The organism is Devosia salina (assembly GCF_019504385.1).
GTDB classification, from domain to species: domain Bacteria; phylum Pseudomonadota; class Alphaproteobacteria; order Rhizobiales; family Devosiaceae; genus Devosia; species Devosia salina.
In genome coordinates this window covers 985,487-999,816 of the sequence record NZ_CP080590.1, presented here as the reverse complement: position 1 = coordinate 999,816, position 14,330 = coordinate 985,487, and the positions used below count along the sequence as shown (strand labels likewise).

At 62.5% G+C, this 14,330-nt stretch carries 14 protein-coding genes; 4 read left to right on the top strand and 10 right to left on the bottom strand.

Features of this window, described 5'->3' with window-relative positions; all coding sequences use genetic code 11:
* Positions 1–50 precede the first annotated feature (50 nt).
* The 4 genes from K1X15_RS04735 to K1X15_RS04720 all read right to left on the bottom strand — a co-directional run bounded on the left by K1X15_RS04735 (position 51) and on the right by K1X15_RS04720 (position 4,554).
* The gene (locus K1X15_RS04735) at positions 51–1,031 is read right to left on the bottom strand and encodes an ABC transporter permease (protein ID WP_220306331.1); all 981 of its coding nucleotides are present in this window, start codon (positions 1,029–1,031) and stop codon (positions 51–53) included.
* The gene (locus K1X15_RS04730) at positions 1,028–2,533 is read right to left on the bottom strand and encodes a sugar ABC transporter ATP-binding protein (protein ID WP_220306330.1); all 1,506 of its coding nucleotides are present in this window, start codon (positions 2,531–2,533) and stop codon (positions 1,028–1,030) included. Before K1X15_RS04730 ends, K1X15_RS04735 begins: the two co-directional genes overlap by 4 nt.
* A gap of 183 nt (positions 2,534–2,716) precedes the next feature.
* Positions 2,717–3,703 carry a rhamnose ABC transporter substrate-binding protein gene (gene rhaS / locus K1X15_RS04725; protein ID WP_220306329.1) on the bottom strand — a complete coding sequence of 329 codons (987 nt, stop codon included), beginning with the start codon at positions 3,701–3,703 and terminating at the stop codon, positions 2,717–2,719.
* Positions 3,704–3,753: 50 nt separating this feature from the next.
* A complete protein-coding gene (locus tag K1X15_RS04720) occupies positions 3,754–4,554 on the bottom strand; it encodes a DeoR/GlpR family DNA-binding transcription regulator (RefSeq protein ID WP_220306328.1) in 801 nt (266 codons plus the stop codon).
* Between the two features lie 330 nt (positions 4,555–4,884).
* Here K1X15_RS04720 and K1X15_RS04715 point away from each other — a divergent pair, with 330 nt between their 5' ends.
* Entirely contained in the window at positions 4,885–6,981 is a 2,097-nt protein-coding gene (locus tag K1X15_RS04715) for a bifunctional rhamnulose-1-phosphate aldolase/short-chain dehydrogenase (protein ID WP_220306327.1), read from the top strand.
* 148 nt (positions 6,982–7,129) lie between these two features.
* Entirely contained in the window at positions 7,130–8,419 is a 1,290-nt protein-coding gene (rhaI, locus tag K1X15_RS04710) for an L-rhamnose catabolism isomerase (RefSeq protein ID WP_220306326.1), read from the top strand.
* Between the two features lie 96 nt (positions 8,420–8,515).
* On the opposite strand, the gene K1X15_RS04705 is transcribed toward rhaI, so the two are convergent.
* Together K1X15_RS04705 and K1X15_RS04700 are read right to left on the bottom strand one after the other, a co-directional pair.
* Positions 8,516–8,977 (bottom strand): DUF5680 domain-containing protein, encoded by a 462-nt coding sequence (locus K1X15_RS04705; protein ID WP_220306325.1) that lies wholly within the window; start codon positions 8,975–8,977, stop codon positions 8,516–8,518.
* A gap of 51 nt (positions 8,978–9,028) precedes the next feature.
* Positions 9,029–9,925 carry a LysR substrate-binding domain-containing protein gene (locus K1X15_RS04700; protein WP_220306324.1) on the bottom strand — a complete coding sequence of 299 codons (897 nt, stop codon included), beginning with the start codon at positions 9,923–9,925 and terminating at the stop codon, positions 9,029–9,031.
* 120 nt (positions 9,926–10,045) lie between these two features.
* On the opposite strand from K1X15_RS04700, the gene K1X15_RS04695 reads away from it, so the two are divergent.
* On the top strand, positions 10,046–10,243 hold the full coding sequence (locus tag K1X15_RS04695) for a hypothetical protein (protein WP_220306323.1): 198 nt from the start codon (positions 10,046–10,048) through the stop codon (positions 10,241–10,243).
* A 37-nt stretch (positions 10,244–10,280) separates the two neighbouring features.
* Entirely contained in the window at positions 10,281–10,754 is a 474-nt protein-coding gene (gene ybaK / locus K1X15_RS04690; RefSeq protein WP_220306322.1) for a Cys-tRNA(Pro) deacylase, read from the top strand.
* Positions 10,755–10,976: 222 nt separating this feature from the next.
* Here ybaK and K1X15_RS04685 read toward each other — a convergent pair whose 3' ends face one another.
* The 4 genes from K1X15_RS04685 to K1X15_RS04670 all read right to left on the bottom strand — a co-directional run bounded on the left by K1X15_RS04685 (position 10,977) and on the right by K1X15_RS04670 (position 14,261).
* Positions 10,977–11,123, bottom strand: coding sequence for a DUF1127 domain-containing protein (locus K1X15_RS04685; protein WP_220306321.1), 147 nt, complete (start codon positions 11,121–11,123; stop codon positions 10,977–10,979).
* A 274-nt stretch (positions 11,124–11,397) separates the two neighbouring features.
* Positions 11,398–11,517, bottom strand: a complete 120-nt coding sequence (gene cydX, locus K1X15_RS04680) for a cytochrome bd-I oxidase subunit CydX (RefSeq protein WP_220306320.1) — start codon at positions 11,515–11,517, stop codon at positions 11,398–11,400.
* Between the two features lie 9 nt (positions 11,518–11,526).
* Positions 11,527–12,672 carry a cytochrome d ubiquinol oxidase subunit II gene (gene cydB / locus K1X15_RS04675; RefSeq protein ID WP_220306318.1) on the bottom strand — a complete coding sequence of 382 codons (1,146 nt, stop codon included), beginning with the start codon at positions 12,670–12,672 and terminating at the stop codon, positions 11,527–11,529.
* Positions 12,669–14,261, bottom strand: a complete 1,593-nt coding sequence (locus K1X15_RS04670) for a cytochrome ubiquinol oxidase subunit I (protein ID WP_220307437.1) — start codon at positions 14,259–14,261, stop codon at positions 12,669–12,671. The genes cydB and K1X15_RS04670 overlap by 4 nt, the downstream gene beginning before the upstream one ends.
* Between the last annotated feature and the right edge of the window lie 69 nt (positions 14,262–14,330).

The following is a 14,330-nucleotide window of genomic DNA, read 5'->3' as shown; positions in this document are numbered from 1 at the left end:
CACCCCAACCCCTCCCCTCAAGGGGGAGGGGCTATTGGCGCCCGGCGCCATCATGCGGCCACCTCGGCTTTCTTGAGAATGATGCGGCCCTTGCTGCGCTCGCTCGTGGCATTGAGCACCACGGCGAGCAGGATCGCCATGCCGGAAATGGCCATCTGCCAGAAGGGCGAGACGCCGATGACCGGCAGCGCATTGTTGACGACACCGAGGAACAGCGCTCCCAGTATGGCCCCGCCCACAGTGCCGATTCCGCCGGCAATCGAGACGCCGCCGATGACGCAGGCCGCCACGACGGTCAGCTCATAGCCGCCGGCACTTTCGGTCGAGGCGATCACATATTTGGACACATAGAGATAGCCGGCCAACCCCGACAGCGCACCGGACAGCACAAAGGCCAGGAATTTGGTCCGTCCCACATTGATGCCGGTATAGACCGCCGCAACCGGATTGACGCCGATGGCGTAGAAGGCGCGGCCCCAGGGGGTCCGGGTCATCAGGATATAGACCAGCACCGCCACCACGATGGCAAACCAGCTCAGCACCGGCAGGCCGAGGAAGACGCCGCGCTGCAACTGGATGAAATCGGTGCTCATCTGCGAAGCGTTGACCCAGGTGCCGCCCGAAGCCACGAAGGCGAGGCCACGGTAGATGGTCAGCGTGCCCAGCGTCACCACGATGGGCGGGATGTTGAGCTTCCACACCAGAATGCCGTTGAAGGCACCAAGCGCGGCTCCCACCACCAGGCATCCAGCGATCAGCAGCGGCACCGGGATGAACGGAAAGGCGGCATTGGTCAGCGCCACCAGCATGCCGGTCAGGGCCAGGTTGGAGGCCACGGAGAGATCGATCGAGCGCGTGAGGATGACGGCCATCTGCCCCAGCGCCAACATCATCAGGATGGACGTGTCATTGAAAATGGTCAGCAAATTGCCGGGCTGGGTAAAACGCGGAAAGCGGATGGTCACCAGCACCAGCACGGCGAGGATGGCCAGCGCCAGCCAGGTTTCGCGGGACTTGAGAAGCCTGTTCATGCCGCCTGCTCCTCGACGATGCCGGCGGCAAGCCGCACCAGTGTTTCGGGTTGCAGGTTCGTGTTCTCCAAAGTCTCGACCACCAGCCCCTCGCGCATGACAACGATGCGGTCGCTCATGCCCAGGATTTCAGGCAGTTCGGACGAGACCATGATGACGCTGAGACCCTGCGAGACCAGCTCACCCATGAATTCGTGCACGGCGGCCTTGGAGCCGATATCGATGCCCTTGGTGGGTTCATCCAGAATGATCACTTTGGGCAGGGTGGCCAGCCATTTGGCAATCACCACCTTCTGCTGGTTGCCGCCCGACAGCGTCGAGACATTCTGGCTGAGCGAGGAGGCGCGCAGGTCGAGCCGCTCGGTATAGGTGCGCGCCAGCCTGAATTCCTCTGCCATGCGCAGGAAGCCGGATTTGCTGGTCTTGCCCAGGCTGGGCAGCGAGACGTTCTTGAAGATGGGCTCGCCGGTGATGACGCCCTGCTTGCCACGCTCTTCGGGCACATAGACGATGCCGGCTTCCACGGCGTCGGCCGGCGAGTGCGGCGCCACGGTCTTGCCTTCGAGCACCATGGTGCCTGCCGATGGCCGGGTCATGCCGAACACGGCCTGCATCACTTCGCTTCGGCCGGCGCCGACCAGGCCATAAAAGCCCAGGATTTCGCCCTTGCGGACGCTGAATGACACATTGTCGAATTCGGTCGGGTGACTGAGGCCGGAAACCTCGAGTACCGTCTCGCCGATCGTGGTCTGGCGGGCCGGAAAGATCTGGTCCACCGAACGGCCGACCATCATGGTGACGATCTCGTTCTGCGGGGTGTCCTTGATGAACCCCTTGCCCACCATTTCGCCGTCGCGGAACACGGTGTAGCGGTCGGCAATGCGATAGATTTCGTCGAATTTGTGCGAGATGAAGAGGATGGCTTTTCCGTCCTTCTTCAGCAGCTCGACAAGGACGTAGAGTTCCTCGATTTCCTTCTGGCTGAGCGCGGCGGTCGGCTCGTCCATGATGACCACCTGCGCATCGACGCTGAGCGCCCGCGCTACGGCCACCAGGTGCTTCTTGGCGATGCCCAGTTCCTTCAATGGCATGGACGCGTCGATGCCGGCGGCCATGCTGTCGAGCGTTTCCTGCGCCTCACGGCGCATCGTCTTCCAGTCGATCATGCCAAAGCGCGTTTTCGGCGCGTGCCCGAGATAGATATTCTCAGCCACGCTCAGTTCGTCGAAGAGAACCGTTTCCTGATGGATGGCGGTGATGCCAATTTCCGACGCGGAATGCGCGGTCGGCAGGGTCACCGGGGTCCCGTTGACGCGGATTTCGCCGGAATCGGGCTGGTAGATGCCGGTCATGGTCTTGACCAGCGTCGATTTGCCGGCCCCGTTCTCGCCGATGAGGGCCGTGACCTGGCCGGCATAGAGCTCCAGCGACACATCATGCAGCGCCCGCACACCCGGGAAGCTCTTGGATATGCCCGAAAGGGTCAGGATTGGGTCGGTCATGTCTTCACTTTGTCAAATACCCCCACCCTCATTCCCTCCCCACAGGGGGGAGGGATGCGATGAACACAGGCATCGCGATATGCGCCTCCCTCCCCTTGATGGGGAGGGAATGAGGGTGGGGTGGAGCCACAAGCGCTGGCGCTCCGGTGCGGAAACATCCGCACCGGAATTGCCCTGCAAAGATCAGTAGATCTTGCTGAACTCTTCGATGTTCGACGCATCAAACTGGAACGGCGCAGCCATGGCGGCCGAGTTGGTGTCGTCCAGGGTCACTTCACCGACATGGCCGATGGAGAAGGTCGCGCCAGGAGCGGCTTCTGCGCCTTCAACGAGAGCATTGGCGAGGTACACAGCCGAGTAGCCGAGGTCGATCGGGTTCCACAGAGCCACGGCCTGCGACGCGCCATTGTCGATGAACTGCTTGAATTCGGACGGCAGGGCGAGGCCGGTGACGTTGATCTTGCCGATCAGGTTCTGGTCGGTCACCACCTGCGCCGCGGCGACAACGCCGACGGTGGTCGGGGCGATGATGGCCTTGAGGTCGGGATAGGCCGCGATCAGGCCACGGGCTTCTTCGGTCGACTTCACCGAGTCATCGTCGCCATAGACGGTGGCGACCAGGTTGATGTTCGGGAACTTCTCGGGGATCGCGGCCTTGGCGGCTTCGATCCAGGCATTCTGGTTGGTGGCGGTGGACGCTGCCGAGAGGATGGCCACGTCGCCGCCCTCGGGCAGGTAGTCGGCAGCCAGCTTGATGATGGTTTCGCCGATCAGGTTGATGTCCGAAGGATTGAGGTGCAGCTGACGGCCTTCCGGGGCGACACCCGAGTCCCAGGAGATCACCTTGATGCCGCGTTCCATGGCACGCTGCAGCACCGGCACCAAAGCGTCCGGATCGTTGGCCGAGATGGCAATGGCATCGACCTGCTGGGCGATCAGCGAATTGACGACTTCGATCTGGGCTTCAGCGGTCGCGGCCGTCGGGCCGGTATAGATCACTTCAACATCGCCCAGTTCGGCGGCCGCTTCTTCGGCGCCCTTGGCGGCGGCATCGAAAAAGCCGTTGCCGAGCGACTTGACGACCAGCGCGATGCGGGTCTGCGCCATGGCCGGCGTGGCGAGCAATACGGCAGCGGTGGCCGTGGCGGCGAGCAGTTTCCAGAGTTTCATTTGATCCTCCCGAGGATTGGTCTGGTCTTGGTCGTTGGTGGTCCCGTTTCTCAGGCCATGGTCGCTTCGGCCTGAGCAGTCGCGTCCGCCACGATAAGCCGCACACCTGCCGTTTCCAGCATCTGGCGGTCCTCGTCGCGGATACCGCTGTCGGTGATGACGGCGGCTATTCGGTCGAGCCCACACAGGATGAGGCTCGAGCGTCCCGAAAATTTGGAAGAATCGGCGAGCACGACCAGTTCGTCGGCCTGCCCGATCAGCGCCAGCTCCGACTGCACGATCATCGGATCGGCTTCCATCAGGCCATGGGCACCGATGCCCTGACAGCCGATGAACATGCGCTTGGCGTAGAAATGGCTCGCCACCACACCACCGAATGGCGAGAGGATGACGTTCTGCTCGCGATAGACCGTGCCGCCCGGAATGACGACGGAATTGCGCGAATTGTGGATGAGGAATTCGGCGATAGCGAAGCTGTTGGTGAAAACGCTGAGGCGCTTGGCCGTCAGGTGATGCACCATCTGGTAGGTCGTGGTGCCGCCATTGATGATGATCGGCTCGCCATCGCGGCACATGTCCGAGGCCGCCCGGCCGATTGCGCGCTTCTGCGCGATATTGATCGTTTCGTTGACCGAGAAGGGCCGACCCATCAGCCCGCCCTGCGCCGGCGGGTTGATCGCCTCGGCCCCGCCGCGCACCCGGCGCAGCCGGCCCTGCTCGTCGAGCGCCGCAATGTCGCGGCGAATGGTGGCTTCAGATGAGCCAGTCACCTCGCAAAGCTCCGCCACCGTCACCACTGGGTGGGATTGTGCGGCGGCCAATATGACGCGATGGCGTTCCGTTTCGTGCAAGGCTGATACTCCCTGAATGCATTTGCTTCCATCAATTCCGGGCAGAGTCAATCATCAATCCGCATATTTCCGTCATAATCGCGCAAACATGACGAATTCTGATTGTTTCTGATTGACAGTGTTGACCGTTCTATGCCCATGTCCGGCCAATACCCGTTGCAGGTATCCGAAGCTCTAAAACTCTCGATTGTCACCCCGGCGAAAGCCGGGGCCCATCCTGGGATCTCAAGATGGATCCCGGCTCAAGGCCGGGATGACAGTCGGCGGAGGCTTTGAGACCGGACCCGTGCGGCGGGACGCGAACAGTCTAGTCTTCTCGGGAGGAATCCGATGTCCACCGCGCCCAAGCGCCTCCAGAACCTGTGGGATGATGCCAAGGCCGCGTCCATGAGCGAGCCGGAACGCCTCGTTTATCGGTCCAACCTGCTCGGCTCAGACAAGCGCGTCACCAATTATGGCGGCGGCAATACCTCTTCCAAGATCATGCAGAAGGACCCGCTGACCGGCGAAATGGTCGAGGTCCTCTGGGTCAAGGGCTCGGGCGGCGACAATGCCTCGATCAAGCTCGATGGCTTCGCCACGCTCTACATGGACAAGCTGCGCGCCCTCAAAGGTCTCTATCGCGGCGTCGAGTACGAGGACGAGATGGTGGGCTATTTGCCCCACGCCACCTTCAACCTCAATCCGCGCGCCTCCTCCATCGACACCCCGCTCCATGCCTATGTGAACCGGCCCTATGTCGATCACATGCACCCCGACGCGATCATCGCCATCGCGGCCTCGAAGAATTCGAAAGAGCTCACCCAGCAGATCTTTGGCGACACCATCGGCTGGCTGCCGTGGAAAAAGCCGGGCTTCGAACTGGGGCTGTGGCTGGAGAAATTCTGCCTCGAGAACCCCAATGCCAAGGGCGTCGTTCTCGAGAGCCATGGCCTCTTCACCTGGGGCGACACGCCCAAGGAATGCTACGAGACTACCATCGCCATCATCAATCAGGCCATCGAATGGTTTGAGAACCAGACCGAGGGCAAGACCATCTTTGGGGGCAAGGCTGTCGACAGTCTCCCTGCCGACCAGCGCCGCGCCATTGCCGCGCGCCTGATGCCGAAAATCCGCGGCTTCATCTCGGAAGACAGCCACAAGCTCGGGCATTTCGATGATAGCGACGCCGTGCTGGAATTCGTCAATTCCAACAATCTGCGTCCGCTGGCCGCGCTGGGCACGTCCTGTCCCGACCATTTCCTGCGCACCAAGATCCGGCCGCTGGTCATCGACTTCGACCCGGCCAATCCCAATGTCGATGCCGTCATTGCCGGCCTGGCCGACCAGATCGCCGCTTACCGCGTCGACTACCAGGCCTATTACGACCGCTGCAAGCACGACAATTCGCCCGCCGTGCGCGACCCGAATGCCGTCGTTTACCTGATCCCGGGCGTGGGCATGATCACCTTCGCCAAGGACAAGGCCACGGCCCGCATTTCCGGCGAGTTCTATGTCAACGCCATCAATGTGATGCGCGGCGCCTCGACCGTTTCGGAATATCAGGGCCTTCCCGAACAGGAAGCCTTCGACATCGAATATTGGCTGCTTGAGGAAGCCAAGCTCGCCCGCATGCCCAAGCCCAAGTCGCTGGCGGGCAAGATTGCGCTGGTCACCGGTGGCGCCGGCGGCATCGGCAAGGCCACGGCCGCCCGCCTCCTCCGCGAAGGCGCCTGCGTGGTCCTCGCTGACATCGACCAGACTGCGCTCGATGGTGCCACCGAGGAGCTGTCCGGCGTGTTCGGCAAGGATTTCGTCCGCCCGGTGAATATCAATGTCACCAAGGAAGACCAGATCATCGCCGGCTTCGCCCATGCCGTGGTCGAATTCGGCGGCCTCGACATTCTCGTGTCCAATGCCGGCCTTGCCTCTTCCGCCCCCATCGAAGAGACCACGCTCGACCTCTGGAACAAGAACATGGACATCCTGTCCACGGGCTATTTCCTGGTCAGCCGCGAAGCCTTCAAGATTTTCCGCGCCCAGAAAATCGGCGGCAATGTCGTCTTCGTCGCCTCCAAGAATGGCCTGGCTGCCTCGCCCAATGCCGCTGCCTATTGCACGGCCAAGGCCGCCGAAATCCATCTGGCCCGCTGCCTCGCCCTCGAAGGCGCCGAAGCGCAGATCCGCGTCAACGTCGTCAATCCGGACGCCGTTCTGCGCGGCTCAAAAATCTGGGCCGGCGAATGGCTCGAACAGCGCGCCTCGACCTACAAGACCGACAAGGATGGGCTTGAGGAAATGTATCGCCAGCGCTCCATGCTGAAGCGCTCGGTCTTCCCCGAGGACATTGCCGAAGCCATCTACTTCTTCGCATCGGACGCCTCAGCCAAGTCCACCGGCAACATCATCAATGTCGACGCCGGCAACGCCCAGTCGTTCCCGCGGTAAGATCTGACGGGGTCGAAGGACCCCCTCCCCGGCCCTCCCCTCAAGGGGGAGGGTGGGCCTACACCATCACTGAGTTTGCGGCTCCTTTGCTTCCCTCCCCCTTGAGGGGAGGGATTGAGGGAGGGGGTCGTAGAGGGAGGCACATTCCATGACCGAACACATCATCGACCCGTCCACGATCGAAGCCGAAAATGCCAGCCGCGCGGCGGACCTGCATGTCGATTACGACACCCTCGGGGAACGCCTCGATCGGCGCGGCGTCAATATCGACGCTATCAAGAACAAGGTCGCCGCCTTCTCGGTCGCCGTGCCCTCCTGGGGCGTGGGCACTGGCGGCACCCGCTTTGCCCGCTTCCCGGGCAAGGGCGAGCCACGCGACATCTTCGACAAGATCGAGGACTGCGCCGTCATCGCCCAGCTGACCCAGGCGACGAAAACCGTCTCGCTGCACATTCCATGGGACAAGGCCGATCCGAACCGGCTGAAGCAGGCCGCCAGCCGCTTCAATCTCGGCTTTGACGCGATGAACTCGAACACGTTCTCGGACGCCAAGGGGCAGTTGCAGAGCTACAAGTTCGGCTCCCTTTCCGCGGCCGACAAGGCCACCCGCGACCAGGCCATCGAGCATAACCTCGAATGCATCGAAATCGGCAAGACCATCGGTTCGAAGGCCCTCACCGTGTGGATCGGCGATGGCTCGAACTTCCCCGGCCAGGTCAATTTCGCTGACCAGTTCGGCCATTATCTGGACTCCATGAAGTCCATCTATGCCGCCCTGCCCGATGATTGGCGCCTCTATACCGAACACAAGATGTATGAGCCGGCCTTCTATTCGACCGTCGTGCAGGATTGGGGCACCAACTACCTCATCGCCAGGGAGCTCGGCGACAAGGCCTATTGCCTGGTCGATCTCGGCCACCATGCGCCCAACGTCAATATCGAGATGATCGTGTCGCGACTGGCCCAGTTCGGCAAGCTCGGTGGCTTCCACTTCAACGACAGCAAATATGGCGACGACGACCTCGATGCCGGCTCGATCGATCCCTATCGCCTGTTCCTGGTGTTCAACGAACTGGTCGACGCCGAGACCCGCTACAGCGACTTCCATCCGGCGCACATGCTCGACCAGTCGCATAATGTCACCGATCCGATCGAGTCGCTGATGCTCTCGGCCGCCGATGTGCAGCGCGCCTACGCCCAGGCGCTGCTGGTTGATCGCGAAGCCCTTAAGGGCGCCCAGGACGGCAATGACGCTCTCGCCGCCACCCAGGCCCTGCGCCTCGCCTATCGCACCGATGTCGAGCCGATCCTGGCCATGGCCCGCATGGAACAGGGCGGCGCCATCGATCCTCTGGCCACCTACCGCGCCTCTGGCTATCGCGCAAAAGTCGCCGAAATCCGCCCCGAGATTGCGGCAGGCTCGAGCGGCATCGTCTGACGGCAAGTCAGACACAGCTTTTCCGCGGCACCTCCCCGCCAAGGAAAACGGAAGGCCCGGTGATCCGTCACCGGGCCTTTTGCCTGCCGTATCGGCTCACGGCTTCACCAGCCCGCCGAAATAGTCGAGGGCATAGGCTTCCACGCCGTCCACCTCGATCACCTCGCGGCCGCGAAAGCTCGCGACATTGCCCTTGCTGGTGTCGATGTAGCGGCCATGCGGCCCCGACCAGTCGAAGCCGCCGAGGAACCGCCCTTCCCCATACATGCACGCGAGCGCCGCCTTGATGGTCGCGCCGGCCCGTTCGGCGTCGATCAGGTCAGGACGCAGGACCTGGCCGTAATAATTCATGGCCCAGACCGGCTCGAAGCCGCGCCAGAGCACCTCCTGGCCCAGGAAATCGGTGCCGCCGAAATAGCTGTCGAAATAGCGCCATTCCCCTCCGGACCAGGAAAGGTCATTGGAGCCCGGGCGGCTGGGCCGGGTCCGGTCACCGCCGCCCACATAGCTGGCGGCCTTGGCCCGGACGATGATGGCATTGAGTTCTGCGGCAGTCATGGTCACCCCTGGTTTCGGGCCAGGAATGGGGCCACGCCGCGTCAGGGCCTGTCAGGACGGTTCGCGCATATAGGCGGTGGCCTGGAGCATCCAGTCACGAAACAACCGGACCTTGGGCAGGTTCCGGCGGCTTTCAGCATAGACCATGTAATATCCCCGCCCGTCCGATGCGAGCAGTGGAAAGGGCTGGATCAAGCGACCCCCGTCGATTTCGTCGCGAAACAGCGCCGGTGTCAGCATGGCGACGCCGCGCCCCGCCATGGCCGCGGTGCCAAGCAGGCTCTGCCAGCCCAGCATGCTGGCCGGCCGCCCCTCGGCCGAATAGCCCCGCACGCCAGCGGCCGTGAACCATTTGTTGAGCCAGTCGTCCTCGGGGTCGAGAATTGGCAATCGCAGCAGGTCCGCGGGCTCCTTCACGCCGCCAATGCTTTCGGCCAGCACCGGGCTGAGCAGCGGCGAAAAATCGGCCTTGACCAGCAAATGCGATACCAGCCCATTGCTCTGCGGCTCCGCAAGGGTGCGAATTCCGATATCGACCTCGCCATGCAACAGGTCGACCAGGCCGCTTTCGGCATTGAGCCGGACGGCAATTTCGGGATGCGCGATCTGGAACAGCCCCAGGTTCTGTGCGAGCCACTGACCGGCAAATGTCGGCACGGCGGAGATGGATAATTGCCCATCGACCGCACCAGCGGTGTCGGCAAAGGCGTCGCGCAGCAGGTCGAATGCCTGCCGCACCTGCGGCGCCAGTCTGGCCCCCACCACGCTCAGCTCAATCTGCCGGGGCTTGCGCAGAAACAATGCCGTGCCCAGGCGCTCTTCCAGCAGCTTGATCTGGTAGCTGACGGCGGCCTGGGTCATGCCCAGTTCCTCGGCAGCCCGGGTGAAACTGAGATGACGCGCGACGGCCTCAAAGGCGCGGATGGCAGAGAGCGGTGGCAGGGCCATGGATAAGGTAGCCTTATGCGCAATCATCGACGTTTAGTTGGAAACGACTGCGATCAAGGAGCAATCTGGTGTTCAAGTCAATACACAGAGGGCGCCTGCATAAAGTTGGCGTATGTCGAAATGACCAGCATCCCGACCTTTCTTGGCTTCCTGCTGACACTCCCCGCTGCGCGTCTTGTCGATGAACAAACCCGCCGGCGCCGGGCGATTCAGGGCCTGCGCCTGTCGTCGCACCTGCTCAACGATGTCGGGATGCCCGACTACGACAATCCCGCCGCCGATCCGCGCTGGGTGCAACGGCCGGACCTTGAACGCTGAGGCTTGCCAGCATCGGCGGATGGCCTAAAACAGGGCCATGTCCAAGACCACGCCCGCAACGCTCGCCCTGACCAAGGCCGGCATCCCATTCACGCTCGCGCATTATGACTACGACCCCAGTGCCGAGCGGGTCGGACTGCAGGCGGCAGAGGCCATGGGTGTTTCCGCGGCCGAAGTGTTCAAGACCCTGATGGTGGAGCTGGACGGCAAGCCGGCCTGCGCCATCATACCCTCCGACGAGGAGCTGAACATGAAGAAGCTGGCGGCGGCGCTGGGCGGCAAGTCGGCGCAGATGATGAAGCCAGCCGATGCGGAGCGCCTCACCGGCTACAAGGTTGGCGGTATCAGCCCGCTGGGCCAACGCAAGGCAGTCCCCACTGCCCTGGACGAATTGGCGACGCTCTACGACGAGATCTTTCTCAATGGGGGGCAAAGAGGGCTGCAGATTCGCATCCGCCCGGCTGACCTGGTCACGGCACTGGATTGCGTCGTGGCCGATCTGGTGCGGTAAGGCATCAAGGCCCCCTCACCCGCCGGCTTCGCCGACGACCTCTCCCCCAAGGGAGAGGTGAAGAAAGGCGGCCGCGGCAGCGGCACCTCTCCCTTAGGGGGAGAGGTCGGCCGAAGGCCGGGTGAGGGGGCCTCTCTGTTCCAGAAACGACAAAAGGCGCCCGCATGGACGCCTTCATCGGATGACCTGGAGGTCAGCGCCGCCTTTCGGCGACAATCGCTATTAGTTGACGTAGGTGCCGCGTGCGATGGAGCGGATGTCACCCTTGGTGATGCCCAGGTCGTGCAGCTGGCGGGCGTCGAGGTTGTTCAGCTCGCGCAGGGTGCGCTGGTACTTGGCAAAGTCGGCAATCTTCTTGGCGATGTTCATTTCGGTTTCCCCTTCGTTTGATGACCCTTATCTAGATCACTTCTGTCGTGATTAGTAGGTAGTCTTGTTGCACATCCGTTATGCATTCAGTGCAAACGAAAGAGGCAGCTCCGTCGTAATCCCTCCCCAATGACGGCCGCATTGTGGTGCGGCCGATTCCACTTCACTCCTCATAAAACCCTGCCATAACAAGAAAAAACCAGATCAAGCCTGAGCCAGATCCGGCTTTTTGATTTTTGACCACTTGGTCAACAGCCATGCGTCAGCGGGTAGCTTATCCGCGCGACCGCGTGCGGGCTGCCCGTCGATCCTCGCGCATTTCGAACCACATGGCGTTCAGAATGCCGAAGGAACAGGCCAGGCTCAGGCCTAATATCCACGAAAAATACCACATGGCGCCCTCCTAATAGGCATTGGGGTTCTTGGTCAGGTTTTCGCCGGAGACCGTGCCGCGCATCACCCGGAACACCCAGGCGGTGTAGATCAGCACGATGGGCAGGAAAACCAGCGTCGCCAGCAGCATGACGAACAGCGTCATGTGGCTCGAGGAGGCATCCCAAAGCGTCAATCCGGCATTGGGCATGGTCGAGGACGGCAGGAAGAACGGGAAGGTCGATACCCCGGCGGTCGCGACGATACCGAAAATGCCCGCACTGCTGCCCAGATAGGCCAGCCAGCGATAGCGTCCCATCAGCCCCAGCACGGCCAGGGCCATGCCTGCAAATCCGATGACCGGCGCAGCGATCATCCAGGGATAGGTGCCGTAATTGCTGAGCCACCCGCCCTGCACCAGGTCCACCGTCTTGCCGAGCGGGTTGATCGGGCCGTTGGGATCAATGGCGCTGGTCACGACATAGCCGTTCATGAACGCGACCCACACTCCGCCAAGGGCGAAGAGCGCCATGGTGGCCACACCGGCCCAGATGCCATATGTCCGCGCCCGCTCGGCCATCACCCCGACCGTTCGCCCCACAATGAGGGTGGCGCCATGGGTTGCGATCATGCCGAGGCTTACCAGCCCGGCCAGCAGGGCGAACGGCATGAGCAGCTGGAAGAAGTTGCCGGTGTAGAAGATGCGCATGCTGTCGTCGAAATGGAACGGCGCTCCCAGCAGCACATTGCCCACCGCCACCCCCATGATCAGGGCAGGCACGAAGCCGCCGACGAACAGGCCCCAATCCCAGATGGCACGCCAGCGCGCATCCTCGATCTTGCCGCGGAACTTGAAGCCGACGGGCCTCAGGATCAGCGCCAGAAGGATGACGATCATGGCCAGGTAGAAACCGGAAAAGCTCACGGCGTAGAGCGGCGGGAAGGCCGCGAAAATGGCACCGCCCCCCAGCACCAGCCAGACCTGGTTGCCTTCCCATGTCGGCCCGATGAGGTTGAGCAGCAGGCGCCGCTCCTCGTCGGTGCGGGCGGCGAAGGGCAACAGCGTGCCGACGCCGAGGTCGCGACCACCCATGATCGCGAACCCGATCAGCAGCACCCCCAGAAGCAGCCACCAGATCAGCCGCAGCGATTCATAATCGAGTGGAATGGTGCTCACGGTGCGAGCTCCTTGTTTGCAGGGGTGGCAGGCAGGGTGGCGATGACGAAATCGTCCTCGTCGTCGGGGGTAAGAAGCTTTTCCTTCGGCCCGGCCTTGATGATGCGCACCATCAGCATGACCATGATGACGATCAGCGTGGTGTAGAGCAGCACGAAGAAGCTCAGAGACAGCGCCAGGTCGAGCACGCTCAGGCCCGAGGCCGCATAGAAGGTAGGCAGGACCCCTTCCACCACCCAGGGCTGGCGGCCGAATTCGGCGATGAACCAGCCCGCCTCGATGGCGATCCAGGGCGTGGGCAGCAGGAATACCGTCAGCCACAGAAGCGGCTTGTTGGTGTCGATCCAGCCGCGCGAGGCGCGGTAGAACCAGAGCCCGAAGAAGCCGATGAAGAAGAAGCCCAACCCCATCATGATGCGGAAGGTCCAGAACAGCGGCCAGACAGCGGGCACGGTATCCTGGGCCGCCAGGGCGATTTCCGCGTCCGTGGCGTTCTGAACGTCCTCGCGATAGCGCTTGAGCAGCAGCCCGTAGCCCAGATCGGCCCAATGCTCCTCGAAGACCGTGCGCGCTTGGGCATTGCTGCCATCGGCGCGAATTTGCTGGAGCGCGTCATAGGCGACCATGCCGGAACGGATGCGATCCTGGGCTCTGTCCACCAGCTCGTTGATGCCGGGCAGTTCCTTGTCCAGCGAACGGGTGGTGATCAGGCCACCGACCCATGGAACCGAAAGCGACCAGATCGGCTCGCCATCGGCGCCAGGGATGGCAATGATGGTCCAGGGCGCCGGGGCCGGCTCGGTGTGGAAGGCGGCCTCCATGGCCGCGACTTTCATGATCTGGTTTTCCGTGGCCACATAGCCGCTCTCGTCGCCCAGGACGACGACCGACAGGGCCGAGGCCAGGCCGAAGCTGGCGGCCACCACGGCCGAGCGCTTGGCCAGCTCGACATGCCTGCCCTTGACCAGGAACAGTGCCGAGATGGCGAGCACGAAGACGGCGCCGGTGACATAGCCGGCGCTGACCGTGTGCACGAACTTGGCCTGGGCCACGGGATTGAAGATCACCGCCATGAAGTCGGTGATTTCCATACGCATGGTATCGGGATTGAATTTTGCCCCGACCGGGTTCTGCATCCAGCCATTGGCGACCAGGATCCAGAGCGCCGAGAAATTGGCGCCGAACGCCACCAGCCAGGTGACCACCAGATGCCCCAGCTTGCTTAGCCGGTCCCAGCCGAAGAAGAAGAGGCCGACAAAGGTCGCTTCGAGGAAGAAGGCCATGAGCCCTTCGATGGCCAATGGCGCACCGAACACGTCGCCGACATAGTGGCTGTAATAGCTCCAGTTCATGCCGAACTGGAATTCCATGACGATGCCGGTGGCGACACCCATGGCAAAATTGACGCCAAACAAGGTGCCCCAGAACAGGGTCGCCTTGCGCCAGACTTCGCGCCCCGTCATCACATAGACGCTCTCCATGATCGCCATCATGAAGGACAGGCCCAGGGTCAGGGGCACGAAGAGAAAATGATACATCGCGGTAGCGGCAAACTGCCATCGCGAGAGGTCGACGACGAGCATGTCGATCATGGCACGTTCTTGCTCTCTGGTTGCGGCGGCAGACACCGGTCCGCCATTGTCTCGCTCCAATAGCGC

Excerpts from the sequence above, each read along its gene's own strand:
- cydX (WP_220306320.1), bottom strand. The coding sequence starts at position 11,517 with ATGTGGTATTTTTCGTGGATATTAGGCCTGAGCCTGGCCTGTTCCTTC.
- K1X15_RS04685 (WP_220306321.1), bottom strand. The coding sequence starts at position 11,123 with ATGAACATCGCCAAGAAGATTGCCGACTTTGCCAAGTACCAGCGCACC.
- rhaI (WP_220306326.1), top strand. The coding sequence starts at position 7,130 with ATGACCGAACACATCATCGACCCGTCCACGATCGAAGCCGAAAATGCC.
- K1X15_RS04695 (WP_220306323.1), top strand. The coding sequence starts at position 10,046 with ATGACCAGCATCCCGACCTTTCTTGGCTTCCTGCTGACACTCCCCGCT.
- K1X15_RS04715 (WP_220306327.1), top strand. The coding sequence starts at position 4,885 with ATGTCCACCGCGCCCAAGCGCCTCCAGAACCTGTGGGATGATGCCAAG.
- K1X15_RS04735 (WP_220306331.1), bottom strand. The coding sequence starts at position 1,031 with ATGAACAGGCTTCTCAAGTCCCGCGAAACCTGGCTGGCGCTGGCCATC.
- K1X15_RS04705 (WP_220306325.1), bottom strand. The coding sequence starts at position 8,977 with ATGACTGCCGCAGAACTCAATGCCATCATCGTCCGGGCCAAGGCCGCC.
- ybaK (WP_220306322.1), top strand. The coding sequence starts at position 10,281 with ATGTCCAAGACCACGCCCGCAACGCTCGCCCTGACCAAGGCCGGCATC.
- K1X15_RS04730 (WP_220306330.1), bottom strand. The coding sequence starts at position 2,533 with ATGACCGACCCAATCCTGACCCTTTCGGGCATATCCAAGAGCTTCCCG.
- K1X15_RS04700 (WP_220306324.1), bottom strand. The coding sequence starts at position 9,925 with ATGGCCCTGCCACCGCTCTCTGCCATCCGCGCCTTTGAGGCCGTCGCG.
- rhaS (WP_220306329.1), bottom strand. The coding sequence starts at position 3,703 with ATGAAACTCTGGAAACTGCTCGCCGCCACGGCCACCGCTGCCGTATTG.